This window comes from Paraglaciecola mesophila, from assembly GCF_009906955.1.
Classification (GTDB): Bacteria; Pseudomonadota; Gammaproteobacteria; order Enterobacterales; family Alteromonadaceae; genus Paraglaciecola; species Paraglaciecola mesophila_A.
Genome location: NZ_CP047656.1, coordinates 1,934,997 through 1,956,255, shown reverse-complemented (window position 1 = coordinate 1,956,255; position 21,259 = coordinate 1,934,997). Strand labels below are relative to the sequence as shown.

Below are 21,259 nucleotides of genomic sequence, written 5' to 3'. Positions count from 1 at the left end.
AATGCGGCTTGATTACGAAGGGTATGTGGGCACCTAAACATTACTGTTGGTGACGTTAAGGGGTCTAGCTAAGCTAGCTTGGCTTTTATTTGACCGCTTAATTTTCCCATGTCAGTTCGACCTTGTACTTTAGGTTTCAACCAAGCCATTGCTTTACCCATATCTTGCATACCACTCGCTTGTGTTTCGACCATTGCTTGGTCGATCAAAGTGCTGATTTCTTCTTCGCTCAAAGGTTGAGGCAAAAAAGTTTGCAAAATATCTATCTCAGCAAGTTCTACGTCAACTAAATCTTGACGATTGGCTTGTTCGAACTGACTCGCAGCGTCTTTTCTCTGTTTTACCATCTTAGTAAGCAGAGCAATGACATCGCTGTCGTTGAGCTCAATACGCTCGTCAACTTCACGCTGTTTAACCGCTGCTAACGCCATGCGAATTGTGCCAAGACGAACTTTGTCTTTAGCGCGCATTGCGTCTTTTTGGGCATTTTTTAAATCATCTAACAAGGACATGAAATTGACTCGAAGAAATACTTAAAATGAACCTAAGATAAAACTGCAAAGGGCATTTACTACAATAAATACCCCAGGAGAGAATTAGTACAATCTGATGCGACGTGCGTTTTCGCGAGACAACTTCTTCAAAAGACGTTTTTTAGCAGCTGCTTTTTTACGCTTACGTTCCCAAGTAGGCTTTTCAAAAAATTCGCGACGACGAACTTCAGAAAGAACACCTGCTTTTTCACATGAACGTTTAAAACGACGCAACGCTACGTCAAATGGTTCGTTTTCTCTAACTTTAACGATTGGCATTAAAATCTCACCTCAAAAATAAATACTTTGTCTGCCAGCGCAAAAAATAACCGGCTCGGTTAAAAATGGTGCGGAATTTTAATCATATACGCTAACAATGTAAAGACCCGATATAGGAAATATTGGATTAGTCGCGGATTATTCACTCTAATATGGAGAAATCCACATGAGAAAGGTAGAATGCGCGGCCTAACCTCAACTGGGAACACCACATCTACTATGCGCGTTATTGGTATTGAAACTTCTTGCGATGAAACAGGCATTGCAGTTTACGATGAACATCAGGGACTATTATCTCATCAACTTTATAGTCAAGTAAAGTTACATGCGGATTATGGTGGTGTGGTGCCTGAGTTGGCATCTCGAGATCACGTACGCAAAATTGTCCCTTTAATTAAGCAGGCATTGTTAGACGCCAACTGCACAAAAGACGATATTGACGGTATTGCTTTTACCAAAGGTCCTGGACTTGTTGGGGCCTTGCTTGTTGGCTCATCTGTTGCGCGAAGCTTGGCGTTTGCTTGGGATATTCCCGCGGTGGGCGTACATCATATGGAAGGTCACCTTTTAGCGCCTATGTTAGACGAACCTGCTCCCGAGTTCCCTTTTGTCGCTTTGCTAGTTTCCGGCGGACATTCGATGATGGTGCGCGTAGATGGTATTGGGCTGTATGAAATCTTAGGTGAGTCGGTGGATGACGCTGCAGGCGAAGCATTTGACAAAACGGCAAAGTTGCTTGGGCTTGATTATCCTGGTGGACCTTTGTTAGCGAAAATGGCTGAGCAAGGGGAAGCAGGGCATTATAAGTTTCCACGCCCTATGACAGATCGCCCCGGCCTTGATTTCAGTTTTAGTGGATTAAAAACCTTTGCTGCAAATACTATTCGTAGTTCAGATCAATCAGCGCAGACGAAAGCCAATATCGCCTATGCGTTTCAAGAAGCTGTGGTAGATACTTTAGCGATTAAATGTAAGCGGGCGCTCAAGCAAACGGGATTAAAACGCCTAGTGATTGCTGGCGGCGTCAGTGCGAATAAGCAGTTACGTGCCGAATTTGAAAGCATGATGAAAAAAGTAAACGGGACAGTGTTTTATCCACGCTTAGAGTTTTGTACCGACAACGGGGCGATGATCGCTTACGCTGGCTTAAAAAGACTGAAAGCCGGTGAGCAGGAAGGTTTAGCTACTAAAGCACAACCAAGGTGGGCCCTAGACGAACTTCAAGCTATCTAAGGTGAGAGCGTGCTGATTAACGCTCGTTATATTTAGTATCCGAATCAACAGTAGGGCGAAACATCACCCTACTGTACTACTCTTTTGTTCTACCTTTATCCCACACTTTGCTTTCTTGTCCTTGCAAGAGACGAATAATATTTTGCCTGTGACGTACGATAATAAGAATACATAGCATGGTAACAGGTATCGTATAAGCGGGTTTTACAAACCAGGTGATAATGGGCGCGAGACTGACTGAAATAATCGCGGCGAGTGATGAATAACCGGTAATGAAAATAACCACCAGCCAGCAGGTTAACAAAATACTGCACAGTTCCCACCCTAGTGGCAGCATGGCCCCTATGGCTGTTGCAACACCTTTTCCTCCCTTGAAATTAAAATACAAAGGGAATATATGCCCCAAACAGGCGGCCAAACCAACAAGTCCTAGAGTAATAGGCGACATGCCTAAAAAGTAGCCCACATAAACCGGAAGGGTGCCTTTTAGTACATCGAAAATAAACACTAAAGCCGCGGGCAATCTACCACCAATGCGCAATACATTTGTCGCGCCAGGGTTATTTGAGCCTGCATTACGCGGATCGGGTAGGGCAAATAAACGACAGATCAATACCGCACTCGATATGGAGCCTAACAAATAAGCGCTACAAAATATTAAAATGCTAAGTGACGTCATGTACTTATGTTCTGTAAACGGGGTACAATTCCACAAGATTACCTTAAAATTTAACCAATAACAGCGCGGATCTTTCATGGATAAAATTTACATTGAAGGCTTAGAGGTGCAATCTCTAATAGGCGTGTACGATTGGGAGCGGGACGCGACCCAGCGATTGCTGGTCGATATCGTGTTATTCAGCGATTTACAAAAACCCGCTTATAGCGATGATGTTGCAGATACGCTAAATTACGCAGAGGTGGCTGAGGCTGTCGCACAGGTTGCTAAGCAAAGCAAATTTGCGCTGATTGAAGCGTTAGCTCAAGCGATGATCACCCACGTTTTCGAAACATTTCCCGTACAGAAAATCACCTTGAAATTAAGCAAACCAGATATTTTAGCCGATGCGCAGAATGTCGCGGTTGAATTCACCCGTGAGCGCAAAGACACATGAGTGCACAGGCACCTCAGCATACAATTTTCATTAGTGTTGGCAGTAATATTAATCGAGAACAGCATATTCGTGCTGGTCTCGATGCTATGTTTGCGGCATTCGGTGAGCTTACGCTGTCTTCGGTTTATGAAAGTAAGTCTGTGGGCTTTGATGGCAACAATTTTTATAATTTAGTCGTGCAAGCCGATACAGCCCTTTCAATACCGGAGGTCGTAGATCGCTTAAAGAAAATAGAAACCCAAAATCTTCGTACTCGGGAAAGCAAAAAGTTTGCTCCGCGCACCTTAGATCTTGATTTACTGACATACGATGATGTCATTATTCAAACCCCGATGGAACTTCCTCGTCCGGAGATCCTCTACAATGCGTTTGTATTGCAGCCTTTAGCGGAAATTGCACCTGAAGTAGAACATCCGCTGGCTAAAAAAAGCTATTTTTCCTTGTGGCAGCAATACGACAAATCGCAACAACAGTTATGGCCTATCAAATTTACATGGAGCGCTAATCGCCAATGACTCTCACCGAAATTATTATTCTTGCTATTATCCAGGGGATCACCGAGTTTTTACCTATTTCAAGCTCGGCTCATCTTATATTACCTTCCGTATTATTGGGTTGGGAAAATCAAGGCTTAGCCTTTGATGTCGCCGTTCATGTGGGCAGCTTGCTAGCTGTTATGATTTACTTTAGAGCAGATATTGGGCGTATGTTAGTTGCCTGGTTCGGCTCTGGTTTTAGCAAAAACCAAACTGACGATAGTCGCTTAGCATGGTGGGTGATTATCGCCACGATACCGGCACTCATCTTTGGCTTTGCGGGTAAAGCCTTTATTGAAGAGTATGCCCGATCTGCTCTGGTGATTGCCTGCACAACGATCGGCTTTGGTTTGTTGCTTTGGTATGCTGATAAGAAAGCGGCTTTAAATAAACATATTTACGACATGACATGGAAGAGTGCATTGATTGTAGGTATGGCACAAGCCATAGCATTAATCCCCGGCACATCACGCTCTGGTATTACGATGACAGCAGGGCTAATGCTTGGGCTTGATAGAGAAAGCGCTGCGCGTTTCTCGTTTCTACTGTCAATCCCCGTCATCCTTGGTGCGGGTCTATTAGCGACGATAGATTTAGTCAGCGCCCCAGATCCGGTAGACTGGAATGCGCTCATCATTGGGGCCGTTCTATCCTTCGTGAGCGCCTATGCATGTATCTACTTGTTTTTAGCATGGATCTCACGCATTGGTATGTTGCCTTTCGTTATATACCGCATGTTACTTGGCGTGATCCTATTATTGTTTGTTTTCGCATAATCATAATGAGAAAGGAGCTTTAAAATGAGTGAAACGATTTTTACTAAAATCATCAATAAAGAGATCCCTGCTGAGATCCTTTATGAAGATGAAATCTCATTGGCGTTTAAAGATATAAACCCGCAAGCACCAATGCATTTTTTGGTGATACCAAAGAAAGCCATAGCAACGATTAATGATATTGAGAAGTGCGATCGCGAGGTGGTAGGGCACCTTTCATGGGTCGCAGCGCAAATATTAAAGGAGCATGGGTTAGCAGAGCAGGGGTATCGTACCGTAATGAATTGCAATGAATACGGCGGGCAAACTGTCTATCACATACATTTGCACGTGCTTGCTGGTAAGCCGCTGGGTTGGCCACCTTATAGTGATAAATTGAAAATCGAATAGCTAATCGATATAGGCTGAAAAGAGGGAAGGCGAAGTGCAAACTTCGCTTTTTTATTGGAGATGCTTTAGTACTAACTTGTTAGCCTCACTTCGTCATGCGTTAATTTAACGCATGGATTCTTAATAAATTGCAGCACATTTTTTTCTGGAATGGGTTTTGAAAAGTAAAAACCCTGAGAAAAATGCACCCCTAGATTTTGTAAAATAATCGCTTGTTCTCTGGTTTCGACCCCTTCAGCGACGACCAAATAATCAAATGCATGGGCTATATTGACCACAGCTTGTACGATGGCTAATCCACTTGAGTCTAAGCGACTGACAAATGAACGATCTATTTTAACTGTATTGACTGCTAGGTCCTGCATGACGGATAAAGAAGAATATTCCGTACCGAAGTCATCAATTGAGACCTTGATACCTCGACTTTGCAATATCTTGATACGGGCTATCATGATGTCTTTATCGAACGAGAAGACCGATTCAGTGATTTCTAAATGAAGTAAATTGGCTGGCAGTCCGCTGGTGAGCAACGCTTCTTCAACGATGGTAATAAAGTCATCTGATTGCAATTGACTCACGGATACATTCACGCTCACGGCAATAGGCTTTGGCCAAGACGCAGCAACGAAGCATGCTTTGTTTAGCACCCAAGTACCGATTTTGCGTATTAAACCGTGTTGTTCAGCAATGGGAATAAATTCTGCAGGAGAAATATGTTCTTGCTCTTTTTGCCAGCGCAACAAGGCTTCAAATGCGCAGATCTCGCTGTTATCTGACGCCATAATCGGTTGAAACGATAAACTAAGCTCTTTATTTTCAATGGCTCTCGCTAGACCATCTTTTAGATACTGTTCACGAACGAGTTTATCACCTAGCTCTTTTGAGAATACGCCGGACGTGGAAATAGCCCGTTTCTTTTGATAATACATAGCCATATCTGCGAGCTGAATAAGCTGCAATTCATTATCAGCATGCTGGGGATAAAGTGAAATGCCTATAGTTGCACCTAGGGAGAGCTGCGTATTTTCGAACAAATAGGCTTGAGAAATGTGTTCTATCAAGTTCTTCGCTTGGGCTACGGCTGACGCTTGTTGCGTATTAGGCAGCGCAATCAAAAACTCGTCACCTCCCCAACGACATAATAATTGCTGGTCGACGCAGTGCTCTTTTAAACGTTGAGCTGTTTGGGTGAGTATTTGATCGCCCGCGTCATGTCCTATCGTATCGTTTATTTTCTTGAAACCGTCTAAATCAATGAATAACAGTGCCATAGGTTGGTGTTGCGTCACGCAGTGCTCAAGCGTAAGTTTCAAGTGATTGAGAAATGCGGTTCGATTATACAGTCCGGTAAGTGGGTCAAGGTTGGAAAGCTCATAGATTTTTCGCGTTCGCTTTTCTACTTGCGCTTCCATATGCTCAACTAATGAGGCATTTTCATTTTTTAGAAGAATCGCTTGGGAAGTGAACTCTGCCGCTTTTTTGGCACTGATACTCATTACGAGCCCAAACGATAAGCCCAAAACGCCCAGTACTTGCCGGTAGTCATCGTTTGACAGTAATAACGCAATTGAAAATGGCACAAGTAGAATAAACGAATAAGACATCGCGGTTTTTTTATGCGCCGCTAACACGCTAGCTGCACCGCCAGCCATGGCTGCCACAATAATGATGGTGCTGGCTAATTCAACTGTATTTGCAGAGGCATACACGCCTAAACAATAAATACACCACATGAAGGCAGTTGCAAACGTACCGCTTATAAAGCGAAGAGTGGCATGGCGACCATTATATTCAGTGCCTTTTTGTCGCGCTCTCCACCAAATTGAGTCAATCAAACGCACACTAATAATAGCGAGCATCACCCACCACCATGCATGTTTAAACTCAACCAAGTTGGTATTATCAAAAGCGAAGACCAGCATGGATGCTGCAAAAAGAGACACGAGAATGCCGCCTATGCTGTTTTGGTACAGCAGCTCAGCGGCATCTTTTTCAGTACTTTTTACCAGAGATTGATTGCTGTTAATGGTCTTTTACTTCCAAATATTTTACGTAAAAGTAAATCTAGCACAGCAATTGAAATCGATCGTATAAAAATCAAGCAATTAAGTTATTGCGTATTTAACTTAAGTATATTTTTACCTTGCTTAAAAGTGATGTCGACTGGGATCTCAGCTTCAGTTAAGCGGGCTAAATCCGCAAGCAGTCCAGGTTTAATCACGCCTTTATCTGCGACAAGCTTGCTTACCCCAGCGTAATCACCATTACCTTGTAAGGTTAGAATTAGACGAGATAATGCATCTATGGCTTCACTCATTTTCGCCATATTGACCTTATATAGACCGTCAGCATTGCGGCTAAATGCCCCATACTCTTGAAAGAAATTGAAGCGGATCATGTTTGCTTTGCCGTGTGCGGAACTTGCACCAAAGCGCACCGAACGGAAAATCCCAGCCATAAAGGTGGTGTAATAATCTTCAAGGGTGCCTTCGCTAATTATGCCTTTTTCCAATAATTGGCTAACCATGTACAAGCCTAAAATATCAGCCTTACCTTCTTCTAACGCTGAAGCATGTTCTTTCAAGGCTTGACGAACCGTTCCCTTATTGTTGATGGTGTTTTTTACGCCTAATCCGTGAGCGACTTCATGGAACATGGTGTTTGCAAAGAAGGCATTAAAGGTAATGTTACTTCTTTGTTCTGGCACGATCAGTTCATTTGCAATTGGCACTAAGATGTTTTCAAACTTTGCCCTCATCGCATTTTTCAATTGTAAGCGACGTGTGCCTTTTTCCAATTGCACTTGCTCATCATTAGGTAAATTTATTGCGATAGTTTTGCTGCCTGCATTTGAGTGACCCGCATAGTAGATGACATCGTAAGCATTTAAATCTGCGTTTGCACCGGGCATTTCTTTTTTGTATGCATCACTAACCGGAAGGTTCGCTTGTAACTCTGGTAGATACGCTGCGTATTTACTCAGGCGTTCACTCCAACTAAGATCTTTGAGAAGCACGTAAGCTTCAAATGCGGCTCGATAACCAAATAGTTGATCTTCATATGTTTCGATAGGGCCAATGACCAATTCGATGGGGTTGTTTTTCATGTCCATCCAGGCGAAGTCAGATGCTTGATACTCGTTTGACAGCAGCGCTTTGGCGCGTAAATTGAGATAGTGAGCAAATTCAGTGTCATCAGCTAACGTCGCCGCTTTATTTAAAAGAGCCGCCGCCTTTTGCAATGGCTCAGAAAAGTACTCGGCATAAGGCACTGAAGAAAGTGAGCCATCTTCATTGCGCACTACCATAGAGTACAAACCTGTCTTATCGGCGAACTGGCTCTGCTCGAACTCGTCTTTTGTCATGTCTTGTGGATAGAACTGCGCACCTAACGGCTTATCTTTTGTGTTGGTTAAGAATGGTTTATCGCCATTTAGTCTGTCCCAAGGGCCATAATTGATCGCAGCAAATTTTTGCACATCGTTATCTGTAATACGCGCTAAAAACTGCGCTTTATCGCTGCCGTAAGCTTGCTGCCAAAATAAATCATCCATTATCTTGCTGGCATCTATCAGCAGGCTAAGCATTTTCTTTTGGTTGGCTGATAGTGAAGACAAATCAGCCGTTAATGGAACCGCTTGATATATATCTAAACGATTCTCGCTATCCGGAAGAAGAGTAAGAGGCTGAGTTGCCGCTGCTGACCCTGAATTGGGTGCAGTTTGAGATGAAGATGTGCAACCTGTAGTCAGTACAGCGACGCACATGGCGCTGATAATGGATTTTTTCCACATAGTAAAACCTTTAAGAAATACAAAAGTAGTGAGTCTTTTAACACGCAATATCTCTAGAGTAAATTATCCGTAAACTGAGATATTTATAAAGACGGGTCGTGAAATGAAAATTCTATGTTAGGATTATTTGAACGACGTGGATGAAAAAGCAGAGTCTGAAGAAGGTTAGCTTCGTCAATTATATCAAATGCTTGGATGCAGATTGGTGCTAGGTTGCTATAGTAAGTGAACTAGCTAAACAATGAGTGATACACACAATAGGTTGGAAAATGTCTACAGAGAACGCGCTATTAACTATCTTGGTCGAGAAAATAAACAACGATACCTTAGTTCTACCAACACTACCGGCAATTGCGCTTAAAGTACGTAAAGCTGCCGATGACCCGAATATTAATCTCAATGCAATGGCAGATGTGATTGGACAAGATCCATCACTTTCTGCGCGCATGATCAAAATATCGAACAGTTCTTACATGGGACGTAGTGTCAAGGTCACGTCTACCTCTCAAGCTGTTACTCGTATCGGTTTGCGTCAAATTAAAAACATTGCCACTGCATTGGCCATGGAGCAGCTATTTGTCTCAAAAAATGACATTGTTAAAAGTTACTTAGAGAAGGTTTGGCAACAAAATCTAAAGGTTGTTGCGGCGTCTATGGCTGTGATGCAGCTTCATATCAAGGAAACGAAGAACCGTACACTTAACCTTGATACTATGACATTGGCTGCGCTGGTGCATAACATAGGTGTACTACCGATTCTTACTGAAGCGGAGCGCCACCCTGAAGTGTTTGCCAATCCCACCTTTTTGAATGTGGCAATTGATAAATTAGCAGGACGAATTGGTGCTAGCATCATGCGTGAGTGGGGCTTCGAACAAGAGTTTGTCAATGTCGCCGAAAACTGGCATGACATGACTGTGCAAACAGATATGATTTCTTATCTTGATTTTACCCGTTTAGGCGCGGTTTTGGCTGGGCAGTTTGATTCTCAGAAAGACGCTTTGCTTAATTTAGCTGTGCAAAAAGGTATTTTAGCTGATTTATCGACCTTGCAATCTGAAGATTACCAAGAGTTGTACGATAGCGCCTCGGCTATTTTTGCTTAGCAGGCCACAGGTATAGCACTTTATAGCAATAAGCCAGCATTATGCTGGCTTATATCGTTTTAGCGTTCGACACTTATTTACGTGATTGGTATTACTCTTGGTCTTGCTGCAAATTGAATATTTCAACCAAGCGTTTTGAGAAACGAACAATCTCAGCAGACATCAAGGCGAAATCAGCGTCCATTTTCGCCAGTTTGTCTTCTTTTGGAATATCGTCGTTTTGCTCAGTCATGACATCGGTGAATTTTAAGCGTTTAACTGCCATGTCTTCTTGCAATAAGGCGCTAAACGTTTCGTCCCATTCGATAGCCACTTTTTGCACTGTTTTGCCAGCGCTTAAATGGTTCATGATTTCTTCACTGCCAAGATCTTGATTTTTACAGCGTACAATCGCACCGTCCTCTTCCATAGAGCGAAGTTCGGCTTCCTCAAGGATCACCACATCATTTGGCACGGCATCATCGGTTAGCCAATGGGTCAGCTCTTCTTGTACGCTTTGCTTGGCTAAAGGCACAACCGGTAATGAACCTAGGGCTTTGCGCAGCATGGCTAAGAAGGTCTCTGCTTTGCCATCAGCACTGGCATCGACCACAACCAAGTTATCTTGGGTGGAAATAAAACCATGACTAAAGCTGTTTTTGGTAAATGCTTGAGGCAATAAACGTTGAATGATTTCTTCTTTCATTTCTTGCTGGGCTTTTTTGCCCACATTCGAACCTGTTTCGGCTTCTACTAATGCAACCTTGTCGGCTAATTCTGCGTTTACGACAGCAGCAGGAAGAATTCGCTCTTGTTTTTTTAACGTTAACCAAAACTTGCCGCCGGCGCTGTGTACTAGCATTTCACCTTGGCCTACGGGGGATGTCCAACCCATAGTCGCAAGCTCTTGAGAGCCGCAGGGGCGAAATGGAAACTCGGCAAGTTTGTCTTGAATGTCTTCTTCTGTTAACTCGAGGGTTTGCGTCAAATGGTAAAGTTTAAGGTTTTTGAACCACATAAAATGAATGTCCGTTGATAAGAAATTGAAAACAATATCGGATAAATAAAAATGGTCGCTAGCCTAGCAGTCTTTAGCTAAAACTGCCAAACCTAGCGTTGAGAATGTAGCGGGATCGTCAGCACATATTGTAAACCATGACCTGGTTCACTGAACACCTCAATATCGCCTTTAAGGGTTTGCGTTACCAAGTTGTACATAATGTGCGTACCTAAGCCACTGCCACCTTTTCCGCGGCGTGTGGTGTAGAAAGCGTCAAAGTGTTTTGCTAAAGAGTCTTTAGGTAGGCCTTTGCCATTATCACTGTAATCGATTGTCAGTGTTTCAGGCTGTTGGCTGACTTTAATGTCAATCGTGCCTTTACTCATGTCTTCAAATCCATGAATAATGGAGTTCATCACCATATTAGTAAATATTTGCGCTAGCATACCTGGAGCACAAACAATCACGACACTGTCAGGGCAGCTAATATTGATAACGTGCTGGGTTTTTTTCAGACTTGGCGCTAACGATTGGATAATCTCATTGAGGTATTCTTTGAGGTTAATTTCTCGCTCCGCTTCGCTTGCCTGATCCACGGCAACTTGCTTAAAGCTTGATATTAAATTCGAGGCACGATTTAAATTGTTGGTCAGCAGCGTGATAGTTTGTTGGGCGTCTGACAAAAACGTGTTCATCGTGCTGCCAGTCAGTGTTTTTTCATGGTAGGCTTTTTCTAAGGTATTGAGCCTCTCTTGTAAAAAGCTGGTGGCGGTTACACCGACGCCAAGTGGGGTGTTAACATCATGGGCGATCCCAGCGACCAATCCACCTAAAGATGCCATACGTTCAGATTCTACCAACTGATCTTTAGCCAATTGAAGCGTATCCATCGATGAGGCTAACTCATTGTTTCTTTTGCGTAACTCATCTTCGATAAATTGCCGGTTTTCATTTTCTTGGCGCAGTTCTCGTTGATTGACAATGAGCTCGTCTTTCTGCTGCTCTAAATCGAGCATGATTTTGCTTAATGTTGCCGTTTTCTTGGCAACTTCTTGTTCCAATGAAATATTATGGTCGTCAAGTAAACGGTTGGCGTTTTGTAGTTCAGCCTGAGCCCCGTTAAGGCGTTTTTGAAAGTCAGCCATGCCATCGATTAAGCCATTATAAGCTTGTTCTAATAAGGTAAATTCATTTTTATCGGGCACATTCAAATGCAGCTTAGACGTTTCTAAATCATCGATATCGAAGTCTGAAATCTGTTGGCGTAGCTCGTTTAATGGGTTGGTTAACATGGTACGAAACGCGCTCATAAACAAGAAAACTAAGAAGGCAGTTTTGATGATCGCATTACCAATAAGAAAAAAGATACCGACTTCGATTCGACTAAATATAATTTGCGCGCTGGAATATAAAGCTACGTCGCCAACCAGTGAGGTACGTCCTGAAAACTCAAATATTAACGGAAAACTATAACCGAACGTACCACCTACGTGATCTTGCACAACCCCCTTGATAATAGGAGAGTGAGGCTGTTCAGAGGTGCGTCCTAAATTCGCTATATATTGTCCATTTTCGTCACGAATTTGCACCCCTTCAACAATTGGAAGCTCCATTAAACCGACGGCAATAGATTTGGCTTGCGCCATATTTAATTCCCACATTGCTCGGGTCAAACTGGTGCTAAACGTGTTTTTTAAGGTCTGTAATTCGCCCGCAATATGACTTTTAGCGTTCACATATTCGGTCACTATTTGTCCCGCTGTCACTATGACAGTCAATATGAAATAAACCGATAGCACACGTGTCAAAAGTTTCTTTGATAAGGTGCTTTTTTCGTTAGTCATTTGCTGATCCGAGTAAGACATGAAAATTAAGAATATGCGCTCTAGTTAAAATTAACAAGTGACTATTAATTTCTGCAATATGCCCGTCATGAAAAGCAACTAACTGAATTTTCGTGGTTTATTTCTCTAATATGACAAAAAAATGGCGTTAGTTAAGTGTTTTAGGCAGGGTTATTACGCTCTTTATGGTAACTTTAATAAAAATGTCACAGACCTAACGAATAATTGCGGACTTTGTCATGAACAGGAAATTGAAGATGGCCAAACGAGTATTACTGGTTGAAGATGAAGCGCCAATCAGAGAAATGTTAAAATTTGTCTTAGAGCAATCTGGCTATGAAACCATTGAAGCAGAAGATTTTGATGTTGCTTTAGAAAAGGTTGTTGAACCTTACCCTGATCTTATTTTATTGGATTGGATGTTACCTGGTGGCAGTGGTGTGCAATTAGCAAAGCGCTTAAAGCAGCACGAGTTTACCCGAGATATTCCTATTATCATGGTTACTGCCCGTGGCGAAGAAGAAGATAAAGTCCGAGGTCTGGACTCTGGTGCCGATGATTATGTGACAAAACCCTTCTCACCTAAAGAGTTGGTTGCACGTATCAAAGCAGTTATCAGACGCGTGACCCCTACATCAAGTGATGAATTAATTGAGTTTAATGGCTTGAAGCTCGACCCCGTTTCTCACCGGGCGACAGCCAATGACGAGCCCCTTGATATGGGACCAACCGAATTTAAACTATTGCATTTCTTTATGTCGCATTCAGAACGAGTATACAGTCGCGAGCAACTGCTTGATAATGTTTGGGGAACAAATGTATACGTAGAGGACAGAACCGTTGATGTTCATATTCGTCGTTTACGTAAGGCTATCTCTCGCTTTGGTCATGATAGCATGATCCAAACCGTTCGTGGTTCAGGTTATCGATTCTCAGTAAAAGTGTAATCTACGCAGGTTATACTTAGACTTCCTTGTTCGTCGGCTGCAAAGGAGAACAGTTGCTGCCATGTACTACCCTTTCTCATGGCTAAGAAGCCTGGGCCGAGTAGCGGCCTATTTTCTTGTGGTTACTTTACTTGGTTGGTATTTTTCTGAGCTGAGTATTGCGATCGCTATTGGCGCTTTATTACTCTTAGCTGGCCATTATTGGAATATATATCGCTTAAACCATTGGCTGTGGCAAAGTAAGAAGATTACGCCGCCTAAGGTAAATGGAGTGTGGGAGCATATTTATGATGGCATCTATACGCTGCAGCGGCGAAATCGAGCCAAACGTAAAGAGCTTGGGTTATTAGTAAAACGCTTCCGAGAAGGCTCTGAAGCCCTACCTGATGCCGCGGTTGTGGTCGATGCAAATGCGGCGATTATTTGGTGTAACCGTCTAGCTCGTATTGAGTTAGGGTTGCGCTGGCCTGATGATGCAGGTCGCAGAATTTATAACTTGGTTCGTCATCCTCAATTCATCGAGTTTTATCATAAAAAAGACTATGAAAAGCCCATTGAAGTGCCGTCCCCGGTAAACGATCAACGTATTCTTGAATACCGTATTATGCCTTACGGCGACCAACATTTACTGCTATTGATACGGGATGTGACCAAGCTGACGCAAATAGAGAAAATGCGCAAAGACTTTGTGGCAAATGTATCCCATGAGTTACGTACCCCATTGACCGTTATCAATGGCTATTTGGAAACCTTACCTGGGGCGAAGAATATCCCAGAAGCTTTTTTAGCGAAGGCGTTTGAAGAAATGCGCGCTCAGTCTACTCGCATGCAATGCTTGATAGAAGAACTACTGGTGCTTTCTCGAATTGAAGCCAGTAATGAGCGAGCCACCGAGAATATTGTCGATGTGCCGCACATTCTCAACACAATTAAAATTGAAGCCGATACCCTCAATGCCGCCAAGCAACACACCATAAGTATGGAAGTAGACCCAGACCTCAAGGTTTATGGGGTGGAAACTGAGCTGCGCAGCGCCTTTTCTAATTTATTGTTCAATGCCATCCATTACACCCAAGAACAGGGCAAAATTCATGTTCAGTGGAAGTTAGTTGATGGTCAAGCCACCTATTTAGTCACAGACAATGGTTATGGTATTGAAGCGAAACATCTTGGGCGACTAACGGAGCGATTCTATCGCGTTGATAAAGCACGCTCGCGAAAAACTGGCGGCTCCGGTCTGGGCTTATCTATCGTTAAGCATGTACTTAATCATCACAACTCCCGTTTACGGATCAAAAGTAAAGTGGGGGAAGGCAGTGAGTTTTCGTTTGCTTTTTCTCATGAACTATCGGTCAAGCAATCGAAATCTTAGGGCGAGAGCTCAAAAAACGCTGTCTCACCGGATAGACAGCATAATTTATTGAAATTAAACATTTTTTACTAACCACTTCACGACTTCTCTGTGTCGTAGCGCGTTATTCATGACAGTTTTATTAAACTTTTCTGACAGTTTTTATATGTAACAAAAATGTCACTGACCTTCGGTAATCTTCGTGCAAATTTTTAAAACACATTAAAAAATCACTCGTTTATCGGAGAACATCATGGAACTTAAGAATCTTTTCAAAGCATCGGCAGTAGCAACTGCTTTATTACTAGCTGGCTGTGGTGGTGATATTAAAGTCACGCCAACTGTTATTGATAACAGTGTTGACAACAGTGTGACTAACCCAACCACGGGTGGCGGGGACTCAGGTTCAACTAATGTGTGTGCATCTTACGAAAATACAAGCGGTGAAACTGTTCAAGGCTCATACGACGGCACTGATTGTACGTATAACACTGCATTCGTAAGCGCAAGCAACCCTATTACTACAGATCTAACCCTAACTGATTTGAGTAATGATGGTGTTCACTTGTTCTTAGGCTCACTTGTGATGGGTGAAGGCTGTAACAATGAAAGTGATTCTTGTTCTATTGAAACAGATGGCCCGACGTTAACCGTAGATGCGGGTGCTGATGTTGCATTCAACCAAACAACGTCTTTCATTCTAATCAATCGCGGCGCGAACATTGAAGCAGAAGGTACGTATGCTGACCCAATCACCTTTACTTCAAGCAATGCATACGCTCGTCTTGACGCAGTAGGCAGCGGTCCTCAATACCAAGATTGGGGCGGCATCATGATTGATGGTTTGGGCATTACCGATCAGTGTACAGACGCACAACGCGCAGCAGCAACATGTAACGCTGTTAGTGAAGGCGTAACTAGCTTCTACGGCGGAAATGACAACACTGATAACAGTGGCACACTTAAGTTCGTGAAAATTCATTACGCTGGTGGCTTACCGTCAGGTGCTGAAGCCGGTAATGACTTGAACTCTTTAAGCTTATTCGCTGTAGGCTCAGGTACTGAAATCGATTATATCGATATTTACCAAGGGTACGACGATGGTATCGAATTCTTCGGTGGCGCAGTAGACATTAAGCACATTGTTATCACTGATACTCAAGATGATAGCTTGGACATCGATGCCGGTTGGCAGGGTCGTGCACAGTACGTGTTGATCAAGCAAGGCACAGTGGTAAATAACAGTGGTGAAACTGTGAGTATGGGTAACGGTGGTTTTGAGTCTGATGGTGTTAAAGGTGAATCATCAGCAGAAGCGCCAGCATCATCTCCGGTACTTGCTAACGTAACGGTTATTACCACTGATGGTATCTCTGTACGTGACGGTGACCCTTCAATTGCCATGAAGCTAGATGACATGATTTCTGCTACTTGGTACAACACTTTATTAGTTAAACCAGTTGCGACACAAACCTGGTGTATTAACTACAGTGGTGATGCTGCAGAAGTTATCGTAAATGGCTCAGCTTCTATCCATAACTCTGTTGCTGCATGTGCTCAATTGGCTAATGCTGGCAGTGAAACAGTTACCTCTGGTTCTGATTCAACCACAGTACAAGAATGGTTCGAAGCAAACTCAAGTGAAGTGGTGGGCGGAAACGCTGACGTACTTGCGGCAAATGGCTTTGCAACATTAACCACCAGCACTGACATCACTATTTCTGCATTTGATGCCTCTACGCTAGATGCGTTCTTTGAAGCAACTGACTTCATCGGCGCAATTTCTGACACTGATACAACTTCTGATTGGTATAACTGGGCTAACGATGCGTTTGTAAACGCAGCAGCCGACGAGTAACCAATTTTGTATTAGATTAATAGGCGCCTAGTTGCGCCTATTTTTTGATTTATAGCTAGGAGTTAAAGGTGAGTAATCAATACAAACTTAAAAAAGTCGCCTACTCGGTAGGACTGGGACTTTTGGTTAGTGCAGGGTCAACCTTCGCACAAGAAAGTCAGGTCATGGAAGAAGTCGTAGCAACAGGCTCTCGACTTCAAGGAACGGCCGCTGCCGTTATCGAAGAGCGTAAAAATCAAGCCTTCGTTGCGGACATATTAGGCTCAGAGCAAATTTCACGTACTGGTGATAGTGATGCGGCCTCGGCGCTTCGCCGCGTAACAGGTTTAACGTTGGTAGACGGCAAGTTTATTTATGTGCGCGGTCTTGGTCAGCGTTATTCAAGTGCACGCTTGAACGGTGCCAGTATCCCAAGCCCAGATTTAACCCGTAACGTTATCCCGTTGGATATTTTTCCAGCAAACGTTATCGAAAGTCTCTCTGTGCAGAAAGCCTATTCACCGAATATGCCGGCCGCTTTTGGCGGGGGTAACGTTGATATTCGTACCAAAGCAATACCGACAGAGTTTGTCGCGGGTATTCAAGTGGCTGTCGAGGGCAACACTAATAACTCTGACGGTTATACCTACAACCGTGATGAGAATGGTATTCCTCAAGCATTAACCGATGCGATACCGCAATACCGCGGAAACTTTGGTTTAGCGAGTATTATTAGTCAAGACAATTTGGTTAGTGGGGATACTTCTGCAGCAGACCAAGCGAGCGCAGTCAACAAAACCTTAGCCAAGTCTCTACCACGTAACTTGGCGCTAAAAGACGAATCTTTAGATCCGAACTATTCAGCTCAGGCGTTTATTGGCAACAGTTTTGATGAAGAGTATTTCGGTGGCCAAATCGGCTTTTTGGCCTCACTGGCGTATGACAGTAAGTGGACGTATTCAGATCGCTCAAATGCGGTAACAAGTGCAACACCTGTTGACAATTGCTCCACTGAACTTGCTACTGCTGATGATATCCTAAACACCTGTTACGACACATACGCTGAATCTGAAATGACGACTGAAGAAGAGCGTGTAAACGGATTGTTCAGTGTTGGCTACAAGCTAGATACACATAGTATTAGCTACACCAAAATTTATATCGAAGATAATGAAGACGAGTCTGAAATTTCAATTTTCCAGAACCCAAGTCAAAATATCTCGATCGCGGTTGACAATGAAGCGGATCGCACACACAGCTTTGTGTATGAAGAGCGAACGCTTGATGTCGACCAATTCCGTGGACAACACACCTTTTTGGATTACATGGGTGTAGGGGTTGATTGGCAATACACAGAATCTAGAGCCGAAACAGAAAACCCGTTAAATGTACAGTATGAGTTCACTGATACATTCGACAACGGTACTTATACTGGGTCTCTGATTGATGGAGCCCAAGGGCGAGCTAACTATCAGTTTGTTGACATGGAAGATAACATGAAGTCTTGGGGCGGTAATGTAACGCTGCCTTTGACTTTCAAAGATTTGGAAGTGGAACTTAAGGGCGGCTGGGACTTTATTGACCGTGCTAGAATTTACACGACCTCGAGTTTCTTCTTGGATAACAACCGTTCTACCACGTTAGTGAATGACGACATATCAAATGTTTTATCGATAACCAATTATTTAACCGACGAGTTTATCGATGACAATATGTTGATTAGCTTTAACGAGCCTATCGCTCCTGAAGCCGATGATTATTTGGCTGCTCAGAAGATTGATGCCGGCTATGCTGCTTTTGATGTCTTTTATAAAGGTATTTGGCGGATCAGTGGTGGTTTGCGTTATGAGGCATTTAAGCAAGTCTCTTTATCGTCATCTAGCTTGATCTTTACCGAAGAAGATTTAAATAATTTCTACAGCGAAGACGATATTCTTAATGGAACAGTGAACGACGATGATTTCTATCCAGCACTTAGCTTGACGTATATCGGCGGCGACGATTACCAGCTTCGTTTTGGTTACGGTGAAACGGTCGTTCGCCCAGATTTACGAGAAGTTGTGCCGGTAGCCTACGATGATCCACTAACGGATATTCGTACCTTTGGTAACGCAACGCTAAGTTCAACCACGTTGAAAAACTACGATTTACGTTATGAATTGTATTTCGACGATGGTGACAACCTCGCATTTTCTGCTTTCTACAAAGATATTACTAACCCAATTGAAACCACGCTAAGTGTGGGGGATGCAAGCTATACGGCAAACTTCACCAATGGTGACACTGGTGAAGTGTATGGTGTTGAAGCAGAATGGTTGTATGACTTAAGCTGGGTATCAGATGGCTTCTTTACTTCTGGTAATATCACATTAAGTGACTCAGAGGTAGTTGTTGATGCGGCCTCAGCGGGCAACTTAACCAATACTGAAAAACGCATGACAGGCCATTCTCAGTATGTGGTGAACATGCAGCTTAGTTATGATTCTGCAAATGGTAACCACAGTGGTTCATTAGTGTATAACGTCTTTGGTGAGCGAATTATTGCTTCGGGTATCAATGGGCGTGAAGACGCTTATGAACAACCGTTTAATTCGCTTGATGCCACTTACTCTTATTTCCCTGATTTTAATACTACTGTCAAATTGACCTTAAAAAATCTGTTAGGTGAAGATCAAGAAGTAACGCAAGACGGAATCGATGTACGCACCCGTTCTATTGGTACCACAGTTAAGTTGAGCTACCGGTACGATTTCTAGTATCGATATACAACTCAAATTCATTGCTATTATAAGCCAACCTTAAGGGTTGGCTTTTTTTTAGCCACTCCAAAAAAATTGTGAAATAAAAGTGCTAATAAAAATTCATAGGAGTGTCACCATAACTTATACCAATTCCATTAAATAATTGGCCTCTCAGAATTCATCCAGCGGGTTTTGAACAAGGCGTCGGTGTGCAGTAATGGTTGTTCCCTTTCAAATACCGAGAACGCAGTGCAAAACCCGCTGGGGAATTCCCTACGGGCGAATTTTAAAAGGACTTACTCTGTGTTGCTCGAACTCGAAAGAGCACAGGTTAGTTTTTAATAAAGGGCTATCATTCAAGCGCCTTGATTAAGTGCTTTTAAATTTTCGCTGAGTGGTTAATTATTTAATGGAATTGATATTTAGGGTAAATAATTTAACCTTTGCGTGCTGGCGAATTGGTCGTCAGTTTAAAAAGGAGACGAGTTATGAAATTAAAAATTGCTGTTTGCCTTATGTTGGGGTCTTTGTCAGTTAATGCACTTGGCGCAACAACTTACCACTACCCAAAATCCACTAATCAGTACGGTCAACTAGACTTTATTTTTGTCACTGCCACCAATGGCAGCGGCTTCTGCGAAGAAAAAAAACAGACTTACTCCAAAATTATCGCTGGGGAAATGTTTTGCGGGGAAGACGAGTCATCTTACAACGAATTTGATTGGAGCAGCAAAACATGGGTTTCCAAACCCACCGGAAGTAAGAATCAGTGTTACCCCATATTCAAACAAATTACCTGTAGCTAATGTCAATATAACGCTCGTATCAAGCCACCGCTAGGTGCGGTGGCTTTCCTCGGTGACTTTTTTGTCCGTGACCTGAACCCTATTGAATCAATTGGTACTGTTTCACCGCTGTATCGGTTTGCAAACCAAAATGCCCTAGCGCGTAACTGAACGTTCCATCTTCGTTTGCGATGCGACTACTGTGTACGCCGCCCACAGTGCAACTGCCGGTTGCGCACACTATTTGGTCTATGTAGCTTTTAATAGAGTACACTTTAGATGCTAATGGTACGTTATAAATGCTATCTAAAAAGGGGCTGCCAACGGATAAACCCGCAGAGCCACACGTAGAACTCCACACGTTAAAGGGGTAATAACCACAGCTTTTAAGACCTAAAAATGCCCCCGCGATACCCACAAAAGTATCGACTTGATTTGCCACGGCAAGTTTATCAATTTGTTGTGCGGCTAGCGTCGCCCCCATTGAGTGACCGATCACATCAATTTTGCCGCTGCAAGATGAAGCTAATGCACTTTGAATCGCTTGGCGAACAGGCGTTTCTTCACTGCCGCTATGGTTATTGCAAGCTGCGCAGTTCTTCGAACCCCAGTCAGGTTTATAGATTTCGCTACTACTGTAACCATTGCTCAATAGATAGTTGTAAGTATCATCCCAGCTCGCTGGTGTAGCAGTATTGCCATGCACTAATACCACTGCATCTTTACAGGCAAGCGCTTGAAAAGGTATAGCTAAACACATTAATAGCGCCAGCATTCGTATTTTGTAACATTCTTTTATCGTTTTCATACTGTCCTCATTCGTTTTATTTTTCTATGTGACAGCAGTAAATATAGGGCGTGTAGGGCAGCTCAAACATAGTACTTTAGCACTGTGCGGGGCGTGTACTTAGCATTGCTTACGCAACGACTTAAAAGTAAAATAATAACTATTCTCATTTGTTAGCTGTGGGCGTTTGACCAATGCTCACTCACGTAACTGCCCTCAGGTTAAGG

General features: G+C 43.0%; 19 protein-coding genes. 11 read left to right on the top strand and 8 right to left on the bottom strand.

Going from position 1 to position 21,259, the window contains the following annotated elements; genetic code table 11:
• Nucleotides 1-68 precede the first annotated feature (68 nt).
• Together FX988_RS08335 and rpsU are read right to left on the bottom strand one after the other, a co-directional pair.
• A complete protein-coding gene (locus tag FX988_RS08335) occupies nt 69-512 on the bottom strand; it encodes a GatB/YqeY domain-containing protein (RefSeq protein ID WP_160179196.1) in 444 nt (147 codons plus the stop codon).
• Between the two features lie 84 nt (nt 513-596).
• Nucleotides 597-812 carry a 30S ribosomal protein S21 gene (rpsU, locus tag FX988_RS08330; protein WP_006991319.1) on the bottom strand — a complete coding sequence of 72 codons (216 nt, stop codon included), beginning with the start codon at nt 810-812 and terminating at the stop codon, nt 597-599.
• Between the two features lie 219 nt (nt 813-1,031).
• On the opposite strand from rpsU, the gene tsaD reads away from it, so the two are divergent.
• Entirely contained in the window at nt 1,032-2,045 is a 1,014-nt protein-coding gene (gene tsaD / locus FX988_RS08325; RefSeq protein ID WP_160182133.1) for a tRNA (adenosine(37)-N6)-threonylcarbamoyltransferase complex transferase subunit TsaD, read from the top strand.
• A 76-nt stretch (nt 2,046-2,121) separates the two neighbouring features.
• Here the strand turns inward: tsaD and plsY are convergent, their stop codons facing one another.
• A complete protein-coding gene (gene plsY / locus FX988_RS08320) occupies nt 2,122-2,724 on the bottom strand; it encodes a glycerol-3-phosphate 1-O-acyltransferase PlsY (protein ID WP_160179195.1) in 603 nt (200 codons plus the stop codon).
• A gap of 76 nt (nt 2,725-2,800) precedes the next feature.
• On the opposite strand from plsY, the gene folB reads away from it, so the two are divergent.
• Genes folB through FX988_RS08300 form a run of 4 tightly spaced genes read left to right on the top strand, consistent with a single transcriptional unit; the run spans nt 2,801 to nt 4,862 of the window.
• Entirely contained in the window at nt 2,801-3,160 is a 360-nt protein-coding gene (gene folB / locus FX988_RS08315) for a dihydroneopterin aldolase (RefSeq protein WP_160179194.1), read from the top strand.
• On the top strand, nt 3,157-3,675 hold the full coding sequence (gene folK / locus FX988_RS08310; RefSeq protein WP_160179193.1) for a 2-amino-4-hydroxy-6-hydroxymethyldihydropteridine diphosphokinase: 519 nt from the start codon (nt 3,157-3,159) through the stop codon (nt 3,673-3,675). The genes folB and folK overlap by 4 nt, the downstream gene beginning before the upstream one ends.
• Nucleotides 3,672-4,472, top strand: coding sequence for an undecaprenyl-diphosphate phosphatase (locus tag FX988_RS08305; protein WP_160179192.1), 801 nt, complete (start codon nt 3,672-3,674; stop codon nt 4,470-4,472). Before folK ends, FX988_RS08305 begins: the two co-directional genes overlap by 4 nt.
• A 24-nt stretch (nt 4,473-4,496) precedes the next feature.
• On the top strand, nt 4,497-4,862 hold the full coding sequence (locus tag FX988_RS08300) for a histidine triad nucleotide-binding protein (RefSeq protein ID WP_013754522.1): 366 nt from the start codon (nt 4,497-4,499) through the stop codon (nt 4,860-4,862).
• Between the two features lie 71 nt (nt 4,863-4,933).
• Here FX988_RS08300 and FX988_RS08295 read toward each other — a convergent pair whose 3' ends face one another.
• Both FX988_RS08295 and FX988_RS08290 read right to left on the bottom strand, forming a co-directional pair.
• The gene (locus tag FX988_RS08295; RefSeq protein WP_254700785.1) at nt 4,934-6,784 is read right to left on the bottom strand and encodes a putative bifunctional diguanylate cyclase/phosphodiesterase; all 1,851 of its coding nucleotides are present in this window, start codon (nt 6,782-6,784) and stop codon (nt 4,934-4,936) included.
• A 188-nt stretch (nt 6,785-6,972) separates the two neighbouring features.
• Complete coding sequence (locus FX988_RS08290; protein ID WP_160179191.1) at nt 6,973-8,655, bottom strand: dipeptidyl-peptidase 3 family protein; 1,683 nt, start codon at nt 8,653-8,655, stop codon at nt 6,973-6,975.
• Nucleotides 8,656-8,924: 269 nt separating this feature from the next.
• Here FX988_RS08290 and FX988_RS08285 point away from each other — a divergent pair, with 269 nt between their 5' ends.
• Entirely contained in the window at nt 8,925-9,761 is an 837-nt protein-coding gene (locus FX988_RS08285) for an HDOD domain-containing protein (RefSeq protein WP_160179190.1), read from the top strand.
• A 91-nt stretch (nt 9,762-9,852) separates the two neighbouring features.
• On the opposite strand, the gene rdgC is transcribed toward FX988_RS08285, so the two are convergent.
• Nucleotides 9,853-10,758 (bottom strand): recombination-associated protein RdgC, encoded by a 906-nt coding sequence (gene rdgC / locus FX988_RS08280; protein ID WP_160179189.1) that lies wholly within the window; start codon nt 10,756-10,758, stop codon nt 9,853-9,855.
• Between the two features lie 92 nt (nt 10,759-10,850).
• Nucleotides 10,851-12,584, bottom strand: coding sequence for a sensor histidine kinase (locus tag FX988_RS08275; RefSeq protein ID WP_160179188.1), 1,734 nt, complete (start codon nt 12,582-12,584; stop codon nt 10,851-10,853).
• Nucleotides 12,585-12,841: 257 nt separating this feature from the next.
• On the opposite strand from FX988_RS08275, the gene phoB reads away from it, so the two are divergent.
• From phoB to FX988_RS08250, 5 genes are all read left to right on the top strand, one after another.
• Nucleotides 12,842-13,531 carry a phosphate regulon transcriptional regulator PhoB gene (phoB, locus tag FX988_RS08270; RefSeq protein WP_006991307.1) on the top strand — a complete coding sequence of 230 codons (690 nt, stop codon included), beginning with the start codon at nt 12,842-12,844 and terminating at the stop codon, nt 13,529-13,531.
• A gap of 61 nt (nt 13,532-13,592) precedes the next feature.
• Nucleotides 13,593-14,903: a phosphate regulon sensor histidine kinase PhoR gene (gene phoR / locus FX988_RS08265; protein WP_160179187.1), complete on the top strand. Its 1,311-nt coding sequence runs from the start codon at nt 13,593-13,595 to the stop codon at nt 14,901-14,903.
• Nucleotides 14,904-15,135: 232 nt separating this feature from the next.
• Nucleotides 15,136-16,740 (top strand): hypothetical protein, encoded by a 1,605-nt coding sequence (locus FX988_RS08260; RefSeq protein ID WP_160179186.1) that lies wholly within the window; start codon nt 15,136-15,138, stop codon nt 16,738-16,740.
• Nucleotides 16,741-16,808: 68 nt separating this feature from the next.
• Nucleotides 16,809-19,475: a TonB-dependent receptor domain-containing protein gene (locus FX988_RS08255; protein WP_160179185.1), complete on the top strand. Its 2,667-nt coding sequence runs from the start codon at nt 16,809-16,811 to the stop codon at nt 19,473-19,475.
• A gap of 473 nt (nt 19,476-19,948) precedes the next feature.
• Complete coding sequence (locus FX988_RS08250) at nt 19,949-20,266, top strand: hypothetical protein (protein ID WP_160179184.1); 318 nt, start codon at nt 19,949-19,951, stop codon at nt 20,264-20,266.
• 79 nt (nt 20,267-20,345) lie between these two features.
• Here the strand turns inward: FX988_RS08250 and FX988_RS08245 are convergent, their stop codons facing one another.
• Nucleotides 20,346-21,053, bottom strand: a complete 708-nt coding sequence (locus FX988_RS08245; protein ID WP_160179183.1) for an alpha/beta fold hydrolase — start codon at nt 21,051-21,053, stop codon at nt 20,346-20,348.
• Nucleotides 21,054-21,259 lie beyond the last annotated feature (206 nt).